The sequence below is a fragment of the Bacteroidota bacterium genome (assembly GCA_016715945.1).
In the GTDB taxonomy this organism is placed as follows: Bacteria; Bacteroidota; Bacteroidia; order Bacteroidales; family F082; genus JALNZU01.
Genome location: JADJXJ010000001.1, coordinates 835,330 through 856,606, shown reverse-complemented (window position 1 = coordinate 856,606; position 21,277 = coordinate 835,330). Strand labels below are relative to the sequence as shown.

Sequence of the window (21,277 nt, the reverse complement as noted above, 5' to 3'; positions counted from 1 at the left end):
GTTTTCGGTATTGCCGTCGGGCAAATGTAAAAAATACTTATTTCAAAACCTCCATATATAATTTGTGTACCTCAAGCGCCATGTTGTACCACGAGAACCGGGCCGACTGCTCAAATCCTTTTGCAATCAGTTCCTCGCGCAGTTTATTGTCATGCATCAATCTGACCATGGCGTTGGTGATTTCCTCCGGCCTGAATGGATCAACAAGCAGGGCTGCACCTCCCGAAACTTCCGGCATGGAGGAGGTGTTGGATGTGATGACCGGCGTGCCGCATCGCATGGCTTCGAGCATGGGAATACCGAAGCTCTCGCGAAGCGAGGGATAGAGAAACAGCCTGCTTTGGGCATAAATGGCCGGCAGGTCGGTATTTACCACATAACCCGTAAGATGTATCTCGTTGCGCAGGGCGGTATCCCCGATTTCGAGCAATAGTTTATCCAATGCATTTTTTTCATAATCAAGCATTACCAGCTTCAGTGGCGGGTTTCCTGCCTTGAGATAAGCTGAAAAAGCCCTGAGCACACCAATGGTATTTTTCTTCGGATCGGTATTTCCAAGAAAAAACACATAATTGTCGGGCAGGCGATATTTTTCTTTGACTCGCAGAAGTTCGGCCTGGTCTTCCACTGGTTTAAAATGCTCGCCCACACCGTTGTAGATAGCAACAAGCCGCGGATCATCAGGCGCAAACCCAAAAAATTCACCAATGCGCTGTTTTTCAAACTGTGATACGGTGATGATTCTTTTGCTTTTCTTTACCACCCTGGGCACCACAAAGCGGCGGTACATGTTGCCAAACTTCTGGTAAAGCGTTCCTCCCTTTTTAAACAGGCTGATGCTTTCTAGGTAAATGATGTCGTGCAGGGTGATGATGAGGGGCATGCCCGGGCGCAAGGGGGCAGTGTTGCTGGTGCAGTGAAGCAGGTCACACCCGGCCTGGCGTGCAGCTGCCGGTAAGGCTTTTTGTTCCCATACAGGATATGCACCGCCATCAAGCTCGATGATATGAAAGTTGGGAGTAGCTTTCAGACAGCCTGAATCCTCATCCGGCTTGACAAATATAAAATACTCATTCTCAGTATCTATCTTCTGCAGGTTGCGGATAAGTTCCAGGGCAACCATATCCATGCCGTGCTTCTTGAGCCGAAATAATCTCTGGCCTTCAATTCCGATGCGCATAACTGATACGTTTTTTAACGCCTTCTTTTCTTCTGGAATGCGTTGTAAGTGTGTTTGGTGTGTATAAACTGTTTATTTGCTCCCCTCATTTGCAGTAAAGATAGAAACATATAAACGAAAACCAAAGGAAGACGGACAATGGCCAGCAGGGTATCGATATTGTAAAACCCTCTGGGTACGGCAAAAAGTATTGCAAGCATGATTGTGAGAAACGCGGCTATCCAACATTTGCTGCAAACCAACTGTGGGAAAATAAACGAAACCACTGCCATAACAAACAACAAACCCATCAGCAAAAGCCGGGGTAATTGCAGGTATTGCAGTGCTTTGTTAAAGTATTCGATGTTACCTTTTGTGATCAAAGCCTTGAAGGCGGGTGTGAAATGTTTGCCGAAATAATGAAACTGTGCCGAGAGCCATCTCCTTCTTTGTCGGGTGAATACACGTGCGTTTTGTACCTTTTCATCAAACACATAGGCATCATCTACGTATTCGATGACAATACCCTGGCTCAGCATTCTCAGTTCCAGCTCTTTGTCGAATCCGCCCACAACCTCCACATCGGCCATCAGTTTTTTGAAAAAATGGTAATCGAATGCCATGGCCGATCCGATGAGTGCGGAAGACAAGCCCAGCACCCGGTGTCCTTTTCTGAATATTCTGTTGTTTATTTCCTCGCTTATTCCGTCGAGCACCGCAAAATAGGTGTTGAGGTTTTTGGCAATACGATGTCCCTGCACGGCAACATGACCAGCCGAGAGTACCTCGTTCATCTTCAGCAGGAAGTCCTCGGCCATCAGATTGTCGGCATCCAGAATACAAACGGCATCGTACCTGGACTCGTCCAATTGTTTGAGGGCATAGTTAATGGCGCGGGTCTTCGTGCTGATTTCGAAATCTTTATCCAGCAGAATGATAGGCAAGCTCCTGAGTCGGTTCAGCGTCTCGGGTCTGAAACCATCGGCTACCACAACCACATCGAAATGCGATTTGGGAAAATTATGCTCGAGGGCATCATCAATTACCTCGAAAATTATCTCGTCTTCCTTGTAACAGGGAAAAATCAGTGCAAATCTTTTGAACCCGGGTTTGGCCGTCCTGACCGGGCGATAGGGCAGGAGGGAGGCAGCTGCAAAAACCAGCAGGTATAGCGCAGTGCCACCCAGATATAGGAGCATCAAAACTTCGATTGTCTGAAAAATCTGTGACATGCTGCCTATGTTATTTAAAGTGAAGGGTTTTCGTGAATTTCCGGATCAAAAAGATGCGACAGGTGCCAACCAATGGCTTTGTAGTAAGCGTAAAAAAGCGAGAACTTACCTTTGAGCAGCCACTGGAAAGCATTTTTGGGGATGGCCACAAACAACTGATACATCAAACCAAGGTAAAAATCTTTACCCTCCACATTTCTTCGCATGAAAACCAGACGGTTGCGGTTGAGGTAATAAATTTTGAGGGAGCTCAGTTTGCCGGTGGAAACAGATTCTTTGTGCAAAACCAGTGAATTGTGGACATAGTAAATCTTGTATCCGGCACGTTTGATTCGTTCGCACCAGTCGGCTTCCTCGTAATAGAGGAAAAAAATGTACGACATCAGCCCCACTTCTTTAATCACGCGCATGGGCACCATCATGGCTGCACCGTGCGCATAAAATGTCTCCCTGTCGGAGTCGTACTGACCTATATCTTTTTCGCGATGCCCGATGGCAAAGTTCCGCATGGTAACGTAGTCCATGGGAGTGTAGCCGGCATATTGGATTACCCTGGGCTCGTAGTAATAGCGTATTTTCGGACTAACGGCTCCTATATGCCTGTTATTCTGTAGTTTACTAACCAATGGCTCAAGAAAACCCGGGTCCACCTCCGTGTCGTTGTTCAGAAGCAAGACATACTCTCCCTTCGCACGCATGAGGCCAAAGTTGTTTCCCGCTGCAAATCCGTAGTTGATCGGGTTCAACACCAATATCACATTGGGAAAGAGCTGTTTGATTGTCTGCGGATCATCGTCAGAGGCATTGTCGATCACAAGCACTTCGATGTTTGGATAGGTAATCCGCTGGAGCGAAGCAAGCAGGGCACAGGTCACTTCCGTTTGGTTATAATTCACCGTGATGATGGAAACCAGCGGATAGGATGTCAGGCCAGCGGTCATAAGTATGAATTGACGTTTTTTCTTTTACTCCTTCCCCTTATTTCTTTTTACATCGTGGTCGGTGTGCTCGTGTGTGGTGTGAATGAACTTTTTAGATGCACCTCGGATTTTTAGTAAGCTCTTGATCATCAGCAGGAAACCCGATGGCAGATAAAGCAGGGCTGCAATGGTATTTGTTCTGAAGAAACGCTTTGGGGTGTTGAGCAAAAGGATAAGGCTGCTTGTGAGGAAGATGAGTAACCAATGCTTAAAGCTGACTGCAAGCTGGCTGTAAAAATCCGGCCAAAGCAGCTCAATAGTAAGATAAACCAGGGCCAATATGAAACTCAGGCCGGAGAGAATGATTCTCGGGGGTTGCATAAACTGGATCACCTTGTCGAAGTAATCGAAATTTCCTTTGGCAATCAGTTGTTTAACCCCATCCCAGAGGTGTGTGCGTACGTAAACAAACTGGGCAGCCAGCCATCGGCGGCGTTGGTTCACAAAGACTTCCGACTTTGAGGTCTTTTCGTCGAACACATCTGCATCCGGCAGGTATTCGATGGTGATTCCTCTGCGCAGGAATTTCAGTTCCACTTCTTTGTCTTCACCTACCGAATCGATGGTGGCCATCGTACTTTTGTACAGGCTGTAGTCAATGCCCATACCCGACCCGATGAGGGCCGACGAAAGTCCCAATGCCCGGTGGCCCTTTCGAAAAATATTGTTGTTGATTTCTTCGCTGATGGCATCGAGCACGGCATATGGGGTGTTGAGGTTTTTGGCTGTACGATGGGCCTGAACCGCCTGAAAACCACGCTCAAAAGCCTGATTGATCTGCTGAAGCACATCGTGTGCCATGATGTTGTCTGCATCGAGAATCATGGCGATATCGTACGAATCACCAATCACTTCCATGCATTTGTTCAGCGCTTTCGATTTCTTGCTCACCTCAAAGACCACTTCGACAACGCGCACCGGAATCGAACGCAATGCTTCAATGGTCTCAGGCTTAAATGTGTCGGCTATCACAATCACCTCAAACTTGTCCTGCGGATAATCCTGCTCCAGTGCATCCTTCGCCACACCAACGATCACCCTGTCTTCTTTATAGCCGGGAATCATCACCGCAATTTTCCGGTATGTCTTTACCGGAACTGAAGCCGGTTTTTTGTAGAAAAGAGCTGCTATCCCAAAAACGGTGATATAGACAGCAGAAAATGCGAAATAGACAAACACCAGGTATTCAATCACTTTCAGGATGATATAGACAGGCTCTGGCATGGCAGCAGTATTTAACGGCAAGGATGAACAATATTCCAATACATGGCCTTCAGGAAAGCTTTGGCCAGGTCGGGCCTCTTTTTCAGTATAAACCTTAAGGCGTTGATTGCCAACACAATGGTATAATGGTATGTCAAGCTCAGCACTTTGTAGATTCCGTGGGTATTTCGCCTGACGTACAGCACCCGGCCACGGTGCAGATAGTAAATTTGAAAAGGGCTTTCCTTGACGGTGGAAATGGATTCTTTATGGCGGACGAGTGAGCGGCCATCAAAATAAATTTTGTAACCTGCGCTTTTAATGCGTGCAGCCCAGTCGTGTTCCTCATAATAAAGGAAGTAAATTTCGTCCATTGGGCCTACCTTGTCAATTACAGCGCGTGGAACGAGCATGGCAGCGCCAAATATGGAGCCGGTTTCGCAAACGGTCTGGTCGTATTGGCCGACATCTTTTTGTCCGAAACCAATGGCAAAATTGCGGGCAGTGATTTTGCTGAAGGGCGTGAAACCGGCAAACTGCAGTATTCCCGGGCTGTGAAAAAACTGAATGCGGGGACTCACCATGCCGATTTCCGGGTTCTGCTCCAGCAATTCTACCATGGGTTCAAGGAAATCTGGTTCTACCTCGGTATCATTGTTGATAAATAAGAGGTATTTTCCCGAAGCAAAGGGCAGGGCAGCGTTGTTGCCTCCGGCAAAGCCAAGGTTCTTGCCGGTTTTGATCAATTTAACTTCAGGAAATTTTTCGGCAATAATGTCAGGGTTGTCTGAAGGGGAACCATTGTCCACCACAATGACCTCTAAGTTGGGGTAATTAACCTTTCTGAGCGAGGCGAGCAGTGCGCAGGTGACCGCCGATTGGTTATAGTTGACTGTGACCACCGATACTTTCGGCCACGTTTGAACGGACTGCGTCACCATCATAGCTCATGTGTTGAAATTCAGGTTTTGTTCTTAAACGACCAGGGGTTTAAGTTCTTGCCAGTCAGATAGATATACTCCCTTTCGAGCTGCTGGCTCATAAAAATGAACGACCAGCTCAGGTAGGTCAAGACTCCTGTCGGCATTTGCCCCAACACACCGTTTCCGTAGCTGGCCCCCATGATTCCGGTGAATCCTGCCATGAGGGCCGCCATTATGCCGCGCAACTCCGGCTCTTTGAGCCTGAACATGATGATGTAGGAACCTTTGAGCAAAATATAGCTCAGGATAAACAAATGCAAAATGAGTCCGACGATGCCTTGTTCAGCCCAGATCTGCACATACCAGCTGTCGGTTGCAATTTGCGCCAGAAAGCCCTGAGGCGAGAAGCGTTTGCCCCAGTCACCGGCGCTTCCGATACCTCCACCGAAAGGCTTGGTTCTCAGGTAACCACTCAATATGCGCCGGTTTTCAAGGCGAACCAGGTAGGAAGCATCGTCTTCCGGGCGGAAAGCCGTTCGCATACGGCGGATCTGTGAGTTGCCCTGACCAATATAGGTATAGGCAAAAAAGGCATAAACGAAAGCCATCAGGATACTTCCTATGAAAAAGGCCTTGAAATTTTTCCGGAGGAGGATATAAGTAGCACCTCCAACCATAGGTACAATCATGGCTCCGCGCGTTCCGGAGATCATCATGCCCCATAGCCCGGTTATGCCCATTACTGTGAAAAAAATCTTGTTGAATTTACCTTTGATATTAGTAGCCACAAGCAATCCAACGATACCTGCGGCCCCCTGGGCTGCCCCAAACTGACCAGCGTCGGAATAAAATGAAAACGCCCGCAACTCACCAAAAAGCACGTGCGTGACTGCTCCCACGGTGTCCAGCCAGAATTGCTCTGCATAGTCAGGGCCGATGTATAGCTGCTGAAGGCCTTTGAGGGTTCCCAAGATCGAAAAAGCCCCCCACATGTACAGTAAGATCATTAAATAGCGTAATCTGTTGAAAATCAGCAGGGCTATTGGAATCAAAAGGAGCATGTAGAGCGAGATACCACGCATGGCATAAAACCATGCTGTCCGGCTCAGGGCTTCGGGATTAACCAATTGCAGGATGCTATATAAAAACCAGACCACAGAAAGGTAAATGATGTCGCGGTTGATCTGGTTGAAGTTAATTTTTTCGTAAAAGTACCTGAAAAATATCGCGATGTAGGTCAGCACAAGAAAACCATCAATGGTAAGACCAAGCGGCACACCACGGATGTAGCGGGTTAGCCCGATGGCGGTGAAAGCCAGTACGATGATGGTATAAACCCCAACCCTTGGGTTGTTGAGAAATCTGTTGGCAAAAACTATGGCAGGAAACAAGCCAACCAAGGCGATCGCGACCATCATTCCACCTCTGGCAATGATGTATCCCAGCAGCACAGCAAGCACGACAAGCATCAGCACCATCAAAGGATGCTGCAACTTCTCTGCACCGTTTTTGTCCCTCAACGACGAGAAAAGGTTCATGCGCGCCTGTTGTGTTTAAGATTATCAAGCAAAATATGCCAGTTTGTTTTCAGCACATTTATGCCTTCAGCAAATATAGCATATTTGTCAAGCTTCAGGGTCTTATCCATATAGTAATAACCCACCATAATGCCTATCACAGTGAAAAGTATAGTGACAATCGCCACCATTTCGAGGCTTTTGATCAGCGAAAAACCATGGGCAATGCGGTAGGCATCGTCGGGAGCAAAACCTTGTCCGAGCAATACCAGCCATGAACTGCCAAGCAACAGCTGCAAAAGTCCAAAAACCACAATCAGGTCACCTATTATATTAAAGGTGGCCATATATAATACTTTGTAAAAGTTCTGCCTCGGCATATTGATGCTGTCCAGCCCAACACCCAGAAAGCGGTCAATGGGAAGCAGCAGACCATAGATGCAGAAGATTCTGAAAATATTCGCTGAAACCACATAATCGTCACCTCCGAGAAACCAAACAATTTGTTCAGCAAATATGAAACTCAGGGCCATGAGTGGAACCATGAGCAGGGTAGTGCCTCCGGCATTCCTGTAAAAGATCAATCTGGCTTCGTCGGTTTTGCCTTCAATGGCAGCTTTCGACATGCTTGGAAATGCCGTGCCGGCAAAACTTCTGAGGGGTATCTCAATAATCTCGGTCAATTTGAGCGGAATACTGTACACGGCTACCCCGGCTGCTCCCATGAAACTACTCAACCCGATAATAAATGTATCGGAGCTTCGCAGCAGGTTACTCCCGATCAGGGTGCCTGTAGTGTATTTTCCGAAATTCAGGATGACCCGTATAGCCTGCCTGGTAGCCTTGAATGTGTATCTTATTCCGTCCCAGTTGAAAACCGAGGCCAGGAGGGAGCTGATGAGGTTGGTGACGAGGTAGGCCCAGACGATGGTATCAATGTCGTACTTCGTCCACAAATTGATAACCAGGAATAGCATGAAGCTGAGCACATTCACCATCCTGAGCGCCAGCATCAGGTCAAAACGCATTTTGGCCTGAAGGACTGATTGGGCATTGTTGAAACCAAGGTTGAAAAATGCCAGCAGCGGATACCACTTGAAAAACAGCAGGAAACCGGAATCGGCAAGTCGCTCTTCCAATGTGAGATAGATAAAATAGATTAAAAGAGAGGTAAGTGCGGTGGAGAAGAAATTTATAAGGCTGTTGGCCCCGATGAGTGCTTTGGCATCCTGTTCTTCCGCTCCGGAGACAAAACGTATCACGGCAGTCCGGGTAATCCCGAACCGAAGCATATCAATAAAACCTCCTGTGGTGATGAGCAAAACCCATTCGCCAAAAGTTTCCTGAGGTAAAGCTCTGACCAGTAGAAAAAAACTGACAAAAGCAAAGAATGCAACCAGCCCGTTATTTGCCAGCGAGAGGAAATTATTGCTGGTCAGCAGCTTTTTCAGGAGGCTGTTCAAAGGTCACGGTTAGTTTTCTTTCACCTGAATTTTTATCCTGCCGGGCAAGGTGAGATAATATTTCAGCTTGCTGAAAAGGGTATCGGTGCGTTGTGCTTTCACGCCCGAAATCAGTTCTCTTATGGCATAATCTTCGGCTTCGTTCAGGATGAGCATGGGTGGCTCTTTGGTGAGTTCTTTCACAAGTTGGAGTGCACCGGCATCGGCTTTTGACCAGCCGGCATTGGCTTTAACAACAAGCAATGCTGCATCTACCTGAGGAATGAGCTCCATGGGGAAGCTTTGGTATATGATTGCAGGAATCTCGAGGAGAATGTAGTCGTAAGGTGAATTTTCACGCCTCAACACCTGGGCGTTGATCAGGTCGCGTAAATTCTTGGTTTCCGGGAAGTTTTCCCGGATCAGGTATTGGTAATGCTGTTCGAGGTCCGCATCCTCCGGCTGGCTACCATCACTGGAATAGTTGAGCATGAGTACCCTTTCGCCGTAGGTGCGCAGTTTATTAGCAACCTTGCTCATGATCAGCGACTTTCCGACCTGATTCTGGGTACTGAAGAACAGTACCAGGTAAGGTTTTCTGGCCGGATAAACCGAGTTCATGACAATAGTGCGCTTGATGTTCTGAATAATCAATTCCACCAGGCGATTGGTAACGAATGTGGAATCTTTTATGCTAACGACCGCACCCAGGTAGGGGTAAGCTCCTGCGAGTTTAAGGCCTATCCGCTCAACAGCTTTGTCCGGACTCTTAAGCGACATATCGAAGTATTCGAGCAGGAGTATGATGAACAGCACAAGGAAGAAACCGAGCAGGGCAGCGGCCACTACGAGATACTTCGCTCTGGAAGGATTGGCCTGAAGCGGAAAATAAGGCGGGTCCACGATGCGGATATTGGTCGCCATCTGAAGGTTTTGCTGTCGCATCTTGGCCAGGTTGAGGCTGCGCAGCAACTCCAGGTAAGTTTGCTCGGCTATCGTCATCTCACGCTCAATGCGCTTCAGGATGGCGCCCAATGGTGCAAAACGCTGATAGGTGCGCACAAAGTCGAGCTTGCGTCGCGCCAGCACCACCAGGCTTGCTTTGGCTTCTTCGTATGCCAGGGCATTTTTGAGCCATTCATCAAGCAGGCGGGCAATTTGAATACCCTGTGTGGAGTGGCTGTAAAGGTAAAGCTGGTCCACATACAGCTTGATTTCGTCGCGCAGAATGTCGGCACGCCTTCTGAGCACAGCAATTTCATCCCCGATGCGCTTGTCATAGTCTTCGGCCAGCTCGTTGATCAAAATACGCTCGGTGATATCGGCATATTCTTTCCTTTTCTGGTTGATCACATCGCTTTTGAGATAGATGCTGTCGCGGCGGGTGAGCTTGGTTTCCAGTTCGCGCAAAGCTGCGGCTGACTGGGCCATTCGCACCTGTTCGTTCGAATAGTACAGATCAAGCTCTTCTTTTTGCTCAGCGATAAACTTTGTCTGTTCAGGGTAGTTGATAATATTGTTTTTTCTGTTGAATGTCAACAACTTATCTTCAGTAACTTTAAGAATTCTGTCCGCACTGTCCACCTGCCTGCGGAAGTAGTCCACAACCATATCGGTCTGGCTTTCCTTGAGCAGCTTGTAGTTTTTCACAAATACATGCGCAATGATTTTCAGGGTTTGCTGACAGATACCCGGGTCGTCGGAGGTGTAAACCAACCTCACCAGGTCGGAATTGCTGATGCGGTATATCTGCAACCTTTTGAGGGATTTGATGGAGTAGTGCGGGCTGGTTCCGTAATGCAACAAACCATAGATATAGTTTGTATCGCTTGAGTTGTAGTAGTTTGTAAAGTTCTGGACAGTTTTCATGAAGTCTTCTTCCCTCACGCCAGGCGGTATAATGGGGTCTTTCTCGACGAGTTGTTCAATCATCCCAGTTTCCAGGTTTATAGTTGTGCCCGTGCCTTCTTGCCTGGCCGGTTGATGGATAAAGGCGTTCCAGTCCTCCGTATTGGGATCATACACATCATCCGGAAGCATGTCGCTCTCCTGTATGTCGGGAATCTGTGAATCAAGACTGTATTGTGTGTTGGTAACCTGGAGAACCGAAGCACTGCGCTCAATCACAATACGCTGTCCCGACCTGAGTTCCTGTGAAGAAAGGTTGTTTAATTCACGAAGGTGGTTCATGCTCACGCCGTACTGCCGTGCGATGGTCAGCAAAGTCTCGCCGGCTCTGACGATATGCACCCTTTCATTTGCCGGTTGACGGTCAAAAGCAGCCGAAGTCTGAATCTGCGGGTTTTGGGTATTGTACGACTGCGGTTCGATGATCATTTCGTCTTTAGAAAGCCCCTGTTCTCTTGTATTTCCTTGAATAACAGGCGATTGTGAATTATCTTCAGAATTACGTTGTTTATTTATCTCACGCTCAAGACTTTTGAGTTCACGTTCCAATGCCCTGATTTGTTCTTCTTTCTCGCGCTGCACCCCTGCTTTACCGTTTTTAACCACCATGTCCTTGATAAATTTCGGGGTGGCTTTCATTAGTTTATCGTAGTTCTCGTTGGAGATGTATTGTGGATTGTAGCCTTCCAGAGAAAGGTTTTGCGCATAAAGCATAATGGCAGATTCAACAATGGTCTGGCGCGAGTTGATGAGGTTGATCAGGTTGTCGAATTGGGCGCTGGTAAAGAAATAGTCGGTGGGGCGTTGTGCGGTAGATTCAATGGAATAGCCGGTGGTGATGCCGGTGTAGATGATGGCTTCGGATTCATACACACTGTCCTGATTCCTAGTAAAATAGAAGACAACCAGGGCCAAAAGCAAGGGAATTGCTATCAGCAGCAATAGGTTGTTTTTTATTACGCGTAAAAACTGAGCTATATCCATATGTGTGGTTTATCTTAGTACATTAACCAGGTTGAAATTGATACCGGTGAGAATTTCGAGGGTTCGGTAGTTCTTGCTAAACTCGGCAATTGCCTGTTGGTACTCAATGGCACCTCTGGTTTGTATTTCTTTTAACCTGGTATATTCTGCTGTTGAGATCTCACCATTCAGGAACTGATTCTGCGCCATCTGCATCTGAATCATCGTAAACTTCTGATAGTCGTTGTATATCCTGATGTAGTTCTGCCACTGGATCATCATATCATAGGCTTCGATGACCTGTGTAACCACAAACTGGCGGTTGATTTCGCGCTGAACAAATGAAAGCTCCTGCCATTTTTTTTGCTTGGCGATGCGATTACGCCGATCCACAAGTGTTGCAAGTGGGAAACGGATGTAGAATCCGATGGCAAAGTTGTCCCTTATCGAATTGAGGTCAATGGCAAAAGGCTCGCTGATTGTAGAAGTTTGCCGGTCGTGAAAATTCCAGATACCCCAGTTCCAGTCGAGGTTGAAGCTGAAATGTTCCATCCAGTGACGTTCGGCTGTAAGCTGTTCATAGTAGTAATAATCAGCTTTCAATTCTTCATATTTCACCGATGGTGAATGCTTAACAGCGGAATCGATGAGCACCCTGATGTTTGGCAGTCGCTTGGTGATGTCGTCAGTCAAAGGATTGAAAAGACGTGACTCATCTGTAGCAAGTATCTGAGCCTGGGCATTCCATTTAGCAGCAAATAAAACCGTTATCAGAAAACATATTGTGAACAGACGTTTTTTACCCATAACGGTTAAGCGCTTTTTAAACAACTTGTAAATATATCAAACTGACTTTTAATTATCCTATCGAGAAAAGGCATTTTCCGCAAAAGTTTTTAACAGGGTTTTTAAACATTTTCTTTCTGGAACAACGCAGGTATTGTCCTCAGAATTAGCTTAATATCTCCCCAGAATGAATAGGTTTGTGCATAATGATTGTCAAGGGCTTTGCGTTCTTCGTCCGACATCACCCCTTTCTTTCCGCGTTTTTCCACCTGCCACAGGCCTGTGATGCCTGCTGGTCCAAGAAAACGTGCACTCCAGTCATCTGATGTAAGTTGTTCAGCTTCGTAAAGCGGCAGGGGACGATTGCCCACAATCGACATATCCCCCTTAAGCACATTAATCAGCTGCGGCAGCTCGTCGATGCTGGTGTTTCTGATAAATCTGCCGACTTTCGTCACACGTGGGTCATCCTTGATTTTGATGAATGTAGCACCCTTTTTCTTCTTTTTCAGTTCCTGATACCAATATTCGCATATTTTCTTTCCTTCCTTATATAATATTGGTGAGCAACTTGATCCTTCAGGCAGCGCGGCACAACGTGGGCAGGCCTCATCCATCTCTTCTGAGGTCAGCTCTTCCGATTTGGACTGATATTGGTTCAGGTGCTTAAATTTTGTAAGGTCCTTGTCGGCGCCGGTGTACATGGATCTGAACTTATAAAAGTCAAATATTTTGTAACCCGTTCCCACACGTTTGGAGGAGTACCATACTTTTCCTTTCGATTCCAGCCTGATAGCAATGGCCACAATGATGAATAAAGGCAACAATAGAATCAAAGCAACGAGCGATACAACAATGTCGAACAGCCGCTTTTCCCAGGGCAGTTTATATTCCCGGATCGAGGTTGTTGATGCCTCTGTGGTGATGTTCAATTGTTTCAGCTGCGCAAGAAATGAAGCCCTGAGCATGATTTCTTCGGGCTCAAAATTTTCTTCAAAAAAATCGTCCACACCCAACTTGTGGGCAACCAACTTCATTTCAGGGTTTTCTTTCTCGGAATAAATGATAAATGGAGTGCCTGATGCGATATTTTGCGATCTGAGAAGCTTGAAAACTTCTATTGCATTTACTCCCGGAAGATATAGTTCGGAAATAATGCATTCGGGTTCAAACCCTTTATGAATTGTGTTGATAGCTTCAAGCCCGTTGCTTACAATCTTTATGTCATAGGAGGCATCCAGGGCCTGAAGTCCACGGGTGTTGGCATGATTGCCTCCAATATAAAGAATGCGTTGCATTGGTTATGATTCCTGGTAAATTTTCTGCCGGAGCTATTTTCGTGCCAAAAGCAATTCAATACGCAAGGCGAGTTCTTCGGGGTTAAATGGTTTGACCACATAATCGTTTGCACCCATCTTCAGGCACTTTACTTTTTCCTGGCTACTCTCGATGCCACTGAGCATGATAAGCGGAATTTCCTTGAAAAACCCACTTGCTCTGATCTGGGTTAAAAATTGAATGCCATCAAGGTTTGGCATCTGAATGTCAGCAACTATCAAATCGGGAAGATTACCGTCCTGCAGCCATTTCATTGCCTCCAAACCATCACTTTTTGTAAAGACGTCGTAGGTTTTTCGTAACCCTTCGGCCACGAGCATATTTTAGGATGGGGTTGGGTTGCAGATATTTGCGCTTAAAATTTTTGGGATATGATTCGTAAAGAGCGCAAAGACAAAATGTTTTTTGTTGAGCAGTGGAGCAGTGGTCAAAGTCAAAGGTCGTTTGCAATGGCAAATGGGATGAAGCTTTACACATTTCGTTACTGGGTAAATAAGTATCGTTCAAAGGAGCAGGCAACTGGAGGCTTTGTGCAGTTGAATGGGCCATGTAGCACAAACCTGTTGATTCGTTATCCCAATGGCATTGAGCTACATGTGCCGTTGTCTACCCCTGTATCGCTGCTCAAATGTTTAATCCGGATGTGATGATATGTTTTCCATTACTTCGGCAAGGTATTTTCTCTACCTTGAGCCAACAGACATGGTAAAAGTTTCGACGGCTTACGGGCTGGTCACAAGCAAGCTTGGCCAAAACCCCAGACGGAGATTTGTACATTTTCATTAACAAGCCACGCAACTGCATCAAAAGCTCGGTGGGAACCCGGAGGGTTCGTACTGTTTTACAAGCGACTCGAGCAAGGCAGGCTGCAACTGCCCAAACAAAGTATGGATGGGGTGAAAAACCAGATGCTCGACTATAGCCAGCTGGTGATGATAATCAATGGTATTTCAATGGAAAATGCAAGAAAAACAAGCGATTTTATCGACATGATTTTGTTGGAAACTAAGGTTTAAGGCGGTCATTTCCAGCAGGTTGATTCTGAATTTTGCCCTATGGCAAGCACAGAAACAATCACTATTTCCAAAGCAGCACATCAAGCCTTACTGGCCGAGCTCAATATGCTTCGTCAAGAGCTTGCACGGCATAAGGACATGGTATGGAATGATGCGCTGGTGGTCAGCTCCAGCTGCTCAGCATGAACTTGCCCAGCCAGCGTATGCTATTTGGTGCAAAGAGCGAACGGTTTGTGGCCCAATCCCAATCAACTAACCCTTTTCGAGCTGCCGGAACCTCAGAAACCGGAGCCCCAGACCCAGCAAATAAACTACACCCACAAAAGCCGGGCAAAAAGACAAGCAACAACCGCTTCGTCTTGAACTTCCGGCCCATTTGCCACGCAAACAGCAGGTCATCGAACCACAGAACCTTCCTGAGGGCGCCCGCTTCATTGGTAATGCCATCACGGAGGTACTTGAATACGAGCCTGGCAGCATCTATGTCAGGCGATTGTGCGCCCCAAGTATGTGCTTGGTCAGAACCAGGAACAAACACAGATAGCCATAGCCGAGCTTCCGAGCCTGCCTATCGAGAAAGGTAATGCCGGCGCAAGCATGTTGGCTCACCTGATAGTGAGTAAATACGCAGATCACCTGCCATTTTACCGTCAGGTACAAATGTTCAAACGTCAGAAGCTTCAGTTGTCAGAGTCAACCATCAACGGATGGTTCAGCGCCAGCTGTCAGTTGCTTGAACCGCTATACCATAGCCTTGTGGCAAAAGTTCAATCCTCGGGCTACCTTCAGGCCGATGAAACGCCCATTGCAGTATTGACAAAAGACAAGCCGGGCTCAACACACAAAGGTTACCTCTGGGTGTACCACGATCCGATGGAGCGCCTTGTGGTATTCGACTACCAGCAGGGCGCGGACGCGAAGGCCCGGAAGTTTTTGAAAGACTTTAGCGGAGTGCTTCAAACCGATGGTTATGCAGCATACAACGGATTAAGACTCAAAGGCCATATCTTGCAACTGCCTGCATGGCACATGCCAGACGCAATTTTGAAAAGGCATTGGATAACGACAGCCAACGGGCTGAAACTGCCCTGTTGCTTATAGGCAAGCTATACCAGATTGAGCGCATGGCAAAAGAGAATCCCTGAACCATGATGAGATAAAAATCCTCAGACAGCAACAGGCCCAACCTGTGCTTGAGCAGTTGCATCGGTGGCTCAGTGAGCAACATGCCTGTGTCTTGCCCAAAGCGCCATTGGCCAGGCCATCACTTACATGTTGACCCTTTGGCCAAGACTGATAAGATACCTCGATGACGGACGATATCAAATGGACAACAACCTGATTGAAAACACCATACGTCCTTAGCCCTTGGCCGAAAAAACTATCTGTTTGCAGGCTCGCATGAGGGAGCAAAGCGCGCAGCCATGATTTATTCCTTGTTAGCCACTTGCAAACTCAATGAAGTAGAACCTTTTGGCTGGCTCAGCCATACCCTCGAGGTACTTCCAGACCACCCGGCCAACCAACTGTACAAACTACTCCCAATAAAAAATCCAAAATAACAAGCAACACGCTCGTGGCCGAAGGGTTACGGTTTTTCCAAGATAATTTTCGAGCAACAATCGGATGCTCATTTCGTCGTCCACAACAAGAATCTTCTTTTTCATGTGTTTAGTTCCGGGTTGTTTTTGCCAGTTTTATTCCATGCCCCAAATTACTAATATTTCCCACCACCACGCAAAATTAACCAAATCCGCAAGGTTTGAAAGAAAAATTTTTTTCCAACAAAATTTGGTTCATGAAAAATACCTTGTTACATTCCAAAAATGAGACAAGGAATCTAATAATAAGAATTTTTCAGTTTGATTTCTCTGCAAGCAAGCGTTCCAGTTCGGCAATCTCGTCACGAAGGCGGGCAGCTTCAATAAAATCGAGCTCCTTCACGGCCTCCTGCATCGAACGCTTGTGCTGCGAAATGATCTTCCTGATTTCATCCGGTTTTAAATATTTGATCACCGGATCGGAGGCCAGCGAAGCCTGGGTATCGTGTAGCGGATATTCCTGATTCTTTTCTGCCGCGATATCGACAATTGCACTCTGGCCCAGAACTGCTGTGGTCGATTTGATGATTGTCGTAGGGGTGATTCCGTGCAATGCGTTGTATTCCAGTTGTTTTTGTCTTCTTCGGTTGGTTTCGTCTATCGTCCGCTGCATGCTGCCGGTGATGGTATGCGCATAAAAAATCACTTTGCTGTCGGCGTTTCGGGCAGCACGACCTGCTGTTTGGGTCAGCGACCGTTCGCTGCGCAGGAAACCTTCCTTATCTGCGTCCAGGATAGCCACCAGGCTAACTTCCGGAAGATCAAGGCCTTCGCGAAGCAGGTTTACACCCACGAGCACATCGAATTCTCCAAGCCTCAAACCCCTCATAATTTCCACGCGCTCAAGCGTTTCCACATCAGAATGGATGTAGCGGCTCCGGATATCAAGCTTCAGCAGGTATTTGTTGAGTTCTTCGGCCATGCGTTTGGTGAGGGTGGTCACAAGCGCCCTCTGGCCTTTTTTTACAACCTGGCTGATTTCGTCGAGCAGGTCGTCAATCTGATTGATGCTTGGCCTTACCTCTATCACAGGGTCGAGTAGTCCGGTTGGCCGGATCAGTTGTTCCACCACCACGCCTTCTGATTTCTGAAGTTCATAATCAGCAGGAGTGGCGCTCACGTAGATGGTTTGCCCGCATAGCGCTTCAAACTCATCAAACTTCAAAGGTCTGTTATCCAGGGCTGCAGGTAATCTGAAACCGTATTCCACCAGCACCTGCTTGCGCGAGCGGTCGCCACCATACATGGCCCGAAGCTGGGGGATGGTGACATGACTTTCGTCAATGATGGTGATGTAATCTTCCGGGAAGTAGTCGAGCAGACAGAAGGGCCTCGATCCAGGCTTGCGTCCGTCGAAATACAACGAGTAGTTTTCGATGCCGCTGCAATACCCAAGTTCGCGCATCATCTCAAGGTCGTAAGTCACGCGGTCTTCCAGCCTTCGGGCTTCCTCGTGCTTGCCAATCTCATTGAAATATTCCACCTGCCGGATCATATCCTGCTGAATCTGAATGAGTGCCAGCTTCATTCTGTCGGGCGAAGTGACAAAGATGTTTGCCGGATAGAGGGTGGCCTCGGTCAGGCGTTCAATCCGTTTACCGGTATTGGTTTCTATAATTTCGATTTGCTCAATTTCATCTCCGAAAAAGATGATTCTGAAACCGTAGTCGAGATAGGCTGGGAATACATCGAGCACCTCGCCTCTCACCCGAAACTGGCCCCTTCCCGGCTCTGCCATGGTGCGGCTGTATAAGGCATTGACCAGCAGATTGAGGAGGTAGTTCCGACTAATGCGCTGTCCGACAGAAAGATGGATAATGTTGTTGGTGAAATCGTCCGGGTTTCCGATTCCATATATGCACGAAACGGAAGAAACAACAATCACATCGCGCCTGCCTGAGAGCAGGGAGGAAGTGGCACTCAGCCTCAGTTTTTCGATTTCGTCGTTGATCGAAAGGTCTTTTTCTATATAAGTGTTTGTGCTCGGGATGTAAGCTTCGGGCTGATAATAGTCGTAGTAGGAAACGAAATACTCCACGGCATTTTCCGGAAAAAACTGTTTGAACTCGCCGTAGAGCTGGGCTGCCAGTGTTTTGTTGTGGCTAAGCACTAGGGCAGGGCGGTTCACCTGCGCGAGCACATTGGCAATGGTGAAAGTTTTACCGGATCCGGTGACTCCAAGCAGCACCTGATGCCGGTCGCCACGGTGTAAGCCATCAACCAGCTGCGCGATGGCTTGTGGCTGGTCGCCTGTGGGCTGAAAATCGGAAACAAGTTTAAAGTGCATTGTGGAGACTTAATCTTGCGCAGAGGTGCGTTTTGCAAAAGTAACCACAACAGGGTAATGGTCGGACAATGATGAAGGTAAAACTGTGCTGGAGCGGGATTCGAAAGCCGGCGACAAAAACACGTAATCGATTCGGAGCAGGGGAATCCGGCCTGCGTATGTTGCGCCTATGCCATGGCCCGATCGGGAATGGGCGTCAGTAAATCCTGCCCGTCGCAGTTTATGGTAGGTGTACGAGGCTGGTGTATCGTTGAAATCGCCTGCCAGCACAAGGGGTAACGGGCTTTTGTTGATAAAGGTAAGGAGGTCCTGAGTTTCGAAAGCCCTTATTCTGAAGGTGTTGACCAATTTACTTGAAAGACGGGGAAAGTGCTTACGTGCATTTTCCCGGTTCAGAAAATCAGCCTGACCCAACATTTCAATTTCTTGCTTATCGAGGCTGAATGAAACCAGATGCAAACCTACCATCCTGATGACGCCCAAATCTGTTGCAAGATCCGCATAGTGTCCGATGTTGCGTCCGGTTCTGGCACCAACCGGACCAGACCTTAAAATAGGATGCCTGCTGATTATCAGATGAATATCAGAATTGCTACCTCCTTTGGGCCAGTAAATGGTGTAGGAATAATGAGGGTAACCGGCCTGGCCGGCAAACATGCTGATATCCTGTTCGATATCACCCGTCCATGATCTGAATTCCTGCAAACAAACCATGGTTGCTCCGGAATCCCTGATCAAATTGGCAATCCCGGTGGCTACATCTGATCTGTTGCTGTCTTTGGCCTGACCTCTGAAACCATGTACATTGAAGGTCAGTAGTTTAAAGTCGCTTTCCGTTGAAGTCTGGTTTTTTCCGATGTAGGTCAGGAAAACAGGTGACAGTGCCAGTGATAGAAAAAGCGATAAAAAGGCGGTTCGTTTTCCCAGGATTGCCAGCAGCACCAAAAAAAAGATGTTGAGGAGGAAAAAGACAGGGAAAAAGAGCCCGAGAAAAGGCATCAGTTCCACCTGCAATGGGTTGAAATATTGCGCAGTAGCTGATAGCACAAGCAGCAGGGCAATCACCAGCGACAAAGGTGTGGTGATGGTTTCGGCTACTTTGCGCCCCAGGCTGCTTATGGTACCCATTGTTCAGGTTAGCTTCTTCGGTTGCTGTTTTTAAACAGGATATCTTTTTCCTTATTGCTCAGGCTGTCGTAGCCACTTCTGGCTATTTTATCCAGGATTTCATCAATCACCTGTTGCTCAGCCTGTTTTCGCATGTTGTATTGCTCGTCAGTCTCCGGCCTTTGCCTGCGCTCTCCCGGATAGGTTCTGAATTTTGGTTTTCTGCGAAACACTCCTGCAAAGTTGAAGACCACAGCCGGGTCGTAGCCTCTGCGCATGAGTCTGGCATAAATAAAGCCCCACAAGGCGCCCCCCAGATGTGCCAGGTGGCCTCCTGGATTAGCACCCTGAATACTAAAAAAGTCGATGATTACCAATGCGATAGCAATATGCTTGATCCGCACGCGGCCGATTAGCAACAAATCCACCGGATAGTTTGGCACCCATGCGGCAATGGCAACCACAATTGCCAGCACCGAAGCCGAAGCTCCAAGTGCCACCGCATAAGGATTGGCCTGAATGAAAACAGGTAAAAAATTGTAGGACAGGATGTACACCAATGCCCCGGAAAAGCCGCCAAACACATAGGTTGCCAGCATCTGCCTGTCGCTTAGGTAACGCAGAAACAGGCTTCCTCCAAAATACAACATCCACATATTGAAGAGCAGATGCAGCAGCCCCAGATGCAAAAACATGTATGTGACTATGGTCCAGGGTTTCTGCACAAGTCTCGACCATTCTGAAGGCACAGCAAGCCATCCGGCAATTATTTGTGAAACATCCGACCGGGGCACAGCACTGAAGAGCCACAAAAACAGGCTAATCAGATAAATGACGGCAAAAACTGCCAGGTTTACCAGAATAAGCCTTGGAAGGGCGGAGGGCTTACGGAAAAAGCTTTTGATCGCATCCCCCGCATTTCCCTGATTATAAGCATAATAAGCCATATCAGTTCAGTTCGTAGAACTCACCTTTTTTCTTCCAGTAACGGATCAGGAAATAACCAAAGATCATGCCTCCGAGGTGGGCAAAATGGGCGATGTTGTTTCCGGGACGGTTCATCACCCCTTCGAAAAGTTCGAATGCACCATATAGGATGACAAAATACTTGGCCCTGATCGGGATAAAGAAATACAAGTAAATCAATGAGTTGGGAAACATCATGCCAAATGCAAGCAGGATACCAAACACTGCACCCGAGGCGCCCACCACCACAAATTGATTGAGGTAATAGTCGCGGTAAAGCGAAACAAATTCCAAAGCTTCGCTTAATGCTCTGGTATCGAATGGATTGAGCGAGATCAGGCTCAGGTTTCGTTCGAATTTCTGGAACTCATGCCAGATGGGGCCGGAGAACCTGCTCACACGGAAAGTATGTTCAGAGGTAAATTGTTGCAAACTTTCCACACTTGCAGTGGCAAGAAAGCGATCCATTGCCTGTATATCAGGCCTCATCTGAAACCAGATCCAGATCAGGTAAACCATGCCGGCGCCTATTCCGGTTACCATGTAATAAACGAGGAATCGTTTCCCACCCCATACGTTTTCCAGTGCGTAGCCAAACATCCACAGGGCAAACATGTTGAACAGGATGTGTGCAAAGCCGCCGTGCATAAACATATAGGTGATAAACTGCCACGGCCTGAAATCGGAAGCCAGCGGAAAGTGAAGACCAAGGGTTTTGGTCAGGTCGAGGCCAAAGCTCGTTTGAAAGGAAATGGTCGCCAGAAAGAAAAGACCATTTATGATAAGCAGGTTTTTTACCACAGGGGGCAAAACCCTGAATCCCATTGGTTGATAGTAGCTCATGCGGTG

Annotated in this window: 20 protein-coding genes; 5 read left to right on the top strand and 15 right to left on the bottom strand. The window is 47.4% G+C overall.

Translation table 11 applies throughout. From position 1 onward, the window contains the following. Positions 1 to 37: 37 nt before the first annotated feature. The 11 genes from IPM52_03195 to IPM52_03145 all read right to left on the bottom strand — a co-directional run bounded on the left by IPM52_03195 (position 38) and on the right by IPM52_03145 (position 13,771). Entirely contained in the window at positions 38 to 1,180 is a 1,143-nt protein-coding gene (locus IPM52_03195) for a glycosyltransferase family 4 protein (protein ID MBK9290627.1), read from the bottom strand. A 14-nt stretch (positions 1,181 to 1,194) separates the two neighbouring features. After that, positions 1,195 to 2,391, bottom strand: a complete 1,197-nt coding sequence (locus IPM52_03190; GenBank protein MBK9290626.1) for a glycosyltransferase — start codon at positions 2,389 to 2,391, stop codon at positions 1,195 to 1,197. Between the two features lie 14 nt (positions 2,392 to 2,405). Then, positions 2,406 to 3,332: a glycosyltransferase family 2 protein gene (locus tag IPM52_03185; protein MBK9290625.1), complete on the bottom strand. Its 927-nt coding sequence runs from the start codon at positions 3,330 to 3,332 to the stop codon at positions 2,406 to 2,408. A gap of 24 nt (positions 3,333 to 3,356) precedes the next feature. Beyond that, entirely contained in the window at positions 3,357 to 4,595 is a 1,239-nt protein-coding gene (locus tag IPM52_03180; protein MBK9290624.1) for a glycosyltransferase, read from the bottom strand. Positions 4,596 to 4,606: 11 nt separating this feature from the next. Next, on the bottom strand, positions 4,607 to 5,518 hold the full coding sequence (locus IPM52_03175; GenBank protein ID MBK9290623.1) for a glycosyltransferase family 2 protein: 912 nt from the start codon (positions 5,516 to 5,518) through the stop codon (positions 4,607 to 4,609). 17 nt (positions 5,519 to 5,535) lie between these two features. After that, positions 5,536 to 7,035, bottom strand: coding sequence for an O-antigen ligase family protein (locus IPM52_03170; GenBank protein MBK9290622.1), 1,500 nt, complete (start codon positions 7,033 to 7,035; stop codon positions 5,536 to 5,538). Beyond that, positions 7,032 to 8,477 (bottom strand): oligosaccharide flippase family protein, encoded by a 1,446-nt coding sequence (locus IPM52_03165; GenBank protein ID MBK9290621.1) that lies wholly within the window; start codon positions 8,475 to 8,477, stop codon positions 7,032 to 7,034. Before IPM52_03165 ends, IPM52_03170 begins: the two co-directional genes overlap by 4 nt. A gap of 9 nt (positions 8,478 to 8,486) precedes the next feature. Next, the gene (locus IPM52_03160) at positions 8,487 to 11,348 is read right to left on the bottom strand and encodes a LysM peptidoglycan-binding domain-containing protein (protein MBK9290620.1); all 2,862 of its coding nucleotides are present in this window, start codon (positions 11,346 to 11,348) and stop codon (positions 8,487 to 8,489) included. A gap of 9 nt (positions 11,349 to 11,357) precedes the next feature. Next, complete coding sequence (locus tag IPM52_03155; protein ID MBK9290619.1) at positions 11,358 to 12,134, bottom strand: TolC family protein; 777 nt, start codon at positions 12,132 to 12,134, stop codon at positions 11,358 to 11,360. 101 nt (positions 12,135 to 12,235) lie between these two features. Continuing rightward, positions 12,236 to 13,411 (bottom strand): sugar transferase, encoded by a 1,176-nt coding sequence (locus tag IPM52_03150; protein ID MBK9290618.1) that lies wholly within the window; start codon positions 13,409 to 13,411, stop codon positions 12,236 to 12,238. A 33-nt stretch (positions 13,412 to 13,444) separates the two neighbouring features. Continuing rightward, on the bottom strand, positions 13,445 to 13,771 hold the full coding sequence (locus IPM52_03145) for a response regulator transcription factor (protein ID MBK9290617.1): 327 nt from the start codon (positions 13,769 to 13,771) through the stop codon (positions 13,445 to 13,447). 51 nt (positions 13,772 to 13,822) lie between these two features. Here IPM52_03145 and IPM52_03140 point away from each other — a divergent pair, with 51 nt between their 5' ends. The 5 genes from IPM52_03140 (at position 13,823) to IPM52_03120 (ending at position 16,029) form a co-directional block, all read left to right on the top strand. Beyond that, complete coding sequence (locus IPM52_03140) at positions 13,823 to 14,098, top strand: hypothetical protein (GenBank protein MBK9290616.1); 276 nt, start codon at positions 13,823 to 13,825, stop codon at positions 14,096 to 14,098. Between the two features lie 120 nt (positions 14,099 to 14,218). Further along, on the top strand, positions 14,219 to 14,467 hold the full coding sequence (locus tag IPM52_03135) for an IS66 family insertion sequence element accessory protein TnpB (protein MBK9290615.1): 249 nt from the start codon (positions 14,219 to 14,221) through the stop codon (positions 14,465 to 14,467). 495 nt (positions 14,468 to 14,962) lie between these two features. Then, complete coding sequence (locus IPM52_03130; GenBank protein ID MBK9290614.1) at positions 14,963 to 15,568, top strand: IS66 family transposase; 606 nt, start codon at positions 14,963 to 14,965, stop codon at positions 15,566 to 15,568. A 171-nt stretch (positions 15,569 to 15,739) separates the two neighbouring features. Then, positions 15,740 to 15,832: a transposase gene (locus IPM52_03125; GenBank protein ID MBK9290613.1), complete on the top strand. Its 93-nt coding sequence runs from the start codon at positions 15,740 to 15,742 to the stop codon at positions 15,830 to 15,832. 59 nt (positions 15,833 to 15,891) lie between these two features. Then, positions 15,892 to 16,029, top strand: a complete 138-nt coding sequence (locus IPM52_03120) for a transposase domain-containing protein (GenBank protein ID MBK9290612.1) — start codon at positions 15,892 to 15,894, stop codon at positions 16,027 to 16,029. Between the two features lie 295 nt (positions 16,030 to 16,324). Here the strand turns inward: IPM52_03120 and uvrB are convergent, their stop codons facing one another. The 4 genes from uvrB to IPM52_03100 are packed head-to-tail and all read right to left on the bottom strand — an operon-like array spanning position 16,325 to position 21,253. Beyond that, positions 16,325 to 18,355, bottom strand: a complete 2,031-nt coding sequence (gene uvrB, locus IPM52_03115) for an excinuclease ABC subunit UvrB (GenBank protein MBK9290611.1) — start codon at positions 18,353 to 18,355, stop codon at positions 16,325 to 16,327. A 9-nt stretch (positions 18,356 to 18,364) separates the two neighbouring features. After that, positions 18,365 to 19,483, bottom strand: a complete 1,119-nt coding sequence (locus tag IPM52_03110) for an endonuclease/exonuclease/phosphatase family protein (GenBank protein ID MBK9290610.1) — start codon at positions 19,481 to 19,483, stop codon at positions 18,365 to 18,367. Between the two features lie 8 nt (positions 19,484 to 19,491). Next, complete coding sequence (locus tag IPM52_03105; protein MBK9290609.1) at positions 19,492 to 20,409, bottom strand: rhomboid family intramembrane serine protease; 918 nt, start codon at positions 20,407 to 20,409, stop codon at positions 19,492 to 19,494. Between the two features lies 1 nt (position 20,410). Beyond that, positions 20,411 to 21,253 carry a rhomboid family intramembrane serine protease gene (locus IPM52_03100; GenBank protein MBK9290608.1) on the bottom strand — a complete coding sequence of 281 codons (843 nt, stop codon included), beginning with the start codon at positions 21,251 to 21,253 and terminating at the stop codon, positions 20,411 to 20,413. Positions 21,254 to 21,277: the final 24 nt, after the last annotated feature.

Excerpts from the sequence above, each read along its gene's own strand:
- IPM52_03185 (MBK9290625.1), bottom strand. The coding sequence starts at position 3,332 with ATGACCGCTGGCCTGACATCCTATCCGCTGGTTTCCATCATCACGGTG.
- IPM52_03125 (MBK9290613.1), top strand. The coding sequence starts at position 15,740 with ATGTTGACCCTTTGGCCAAGACTGATAAGATACCTCGATGACGGACGA.
- IPM52_03170 (MBK9290622.1), bottom strand. The coding sequence starts at position 7,035 with ATGAACCTTTTCTCGTCGTTGAGGGACAAAAACGGTGCAGAGAAGTTG.
- IPM52_03180 (MBK9290624.1), bottom strand. The coding sequence starts at position 4,595 with ATGCCAGAGCCTGTCTATATCATCCTGAAAGTGATTGAATACCTGGTG.
- IPM52_03175 (MBK9290623.1), bottom strand. The coding sequence starts at position 5,518 with ATGATGGTGACGCAGTCCGTTCAAACGTGGCCGAAAGTATCGGTGGTC.
- IPM52_03190 (MBK9290626.1), bottom strand. The coding sequence starts at position 2,391 with ATGTCACAGATTTTTCAGACAATCGAAGTTTTGATGCTCCTATATCTG.
- uvrB (MBK9290611.1), bottom strand. The coding sequence starts at position 18,355 with ATGCACTTTAAACTTGTTTCCGATTTTCAGCCCACAGGCGACCAGCCA.
- IPM52_03160 (MBK9290620.1), bottom strand. The coding sequence starts at position 11,348 with ATGGATATAGCTCAGTTTTTACGCGTAATAAAAAACAACCTATTGCTG.
- IPM52_03100 (MBK9290608.1), bottom strand. The coding sequence starts at position 21,253 with ATGGGATTCAGGGTTTTGCCCCCTGTGGTAAAAAACCTGCTTATCATA.
- IPM52_03145 (MBK9290617.1), bottom strand. The coding sequence starts at position 13,771 with ATGCTCGTGGCCGAAGGGTTACGAAAAACCTACGACGTCTTTACAAAA.
- IPM52_03140 (MBK9290616.1), top strand. The coding sequence starts at position 13,823 with ATGATTCGTAAAGAGCGCAAAGACAAAATGTTTTTTGTTGAGCAGTGG.
- IPM52_03120 (MBK9290612.1), top strand. The coding sequence starts at position 15,892 with ATGATTTATTCCTTGTTAGCCACTTGCAAACTCAATGAAGTAGAACCT.
- IPM52_03150 (MBK9290618.1), bottom strand. The coding sequence starts at position 13,411 with ATGCAACGCATTCTTTATATTGGAGGCAATCATGCCAACACCCGTGGA.
- IPM52_03195 (MBK9290627.1), bottom strand. The coding sequence starts at position 1,180 with ATGCGCATCGGAATTGAAGGCCAGAGATTATTTCGGCTCAAGAAGCAC.
- IPM52_03105 (MBK9290609.1), bottom strand. The coding sequence starts at position 20,409 with ATGGCTTATTATGCTTATAATCAGGGAAATGCGGGGGATGCGATCAAA.
- IPM52_03155 (MBK9290619.1), bottom strand. The coding sequence starts at position 12,134 with ATGGGTAAAAAACGTCTGTTCACAATATGTTTTCTGATAACGGTTTTA.
- IPM52_03110 (MBK9290610.1), bottom strand. The coding sequence starts at position 19,483 with ATGGGTACCATAAGCAGCCTGGGGCGCAAAGTAGCCGAAACCATCACC.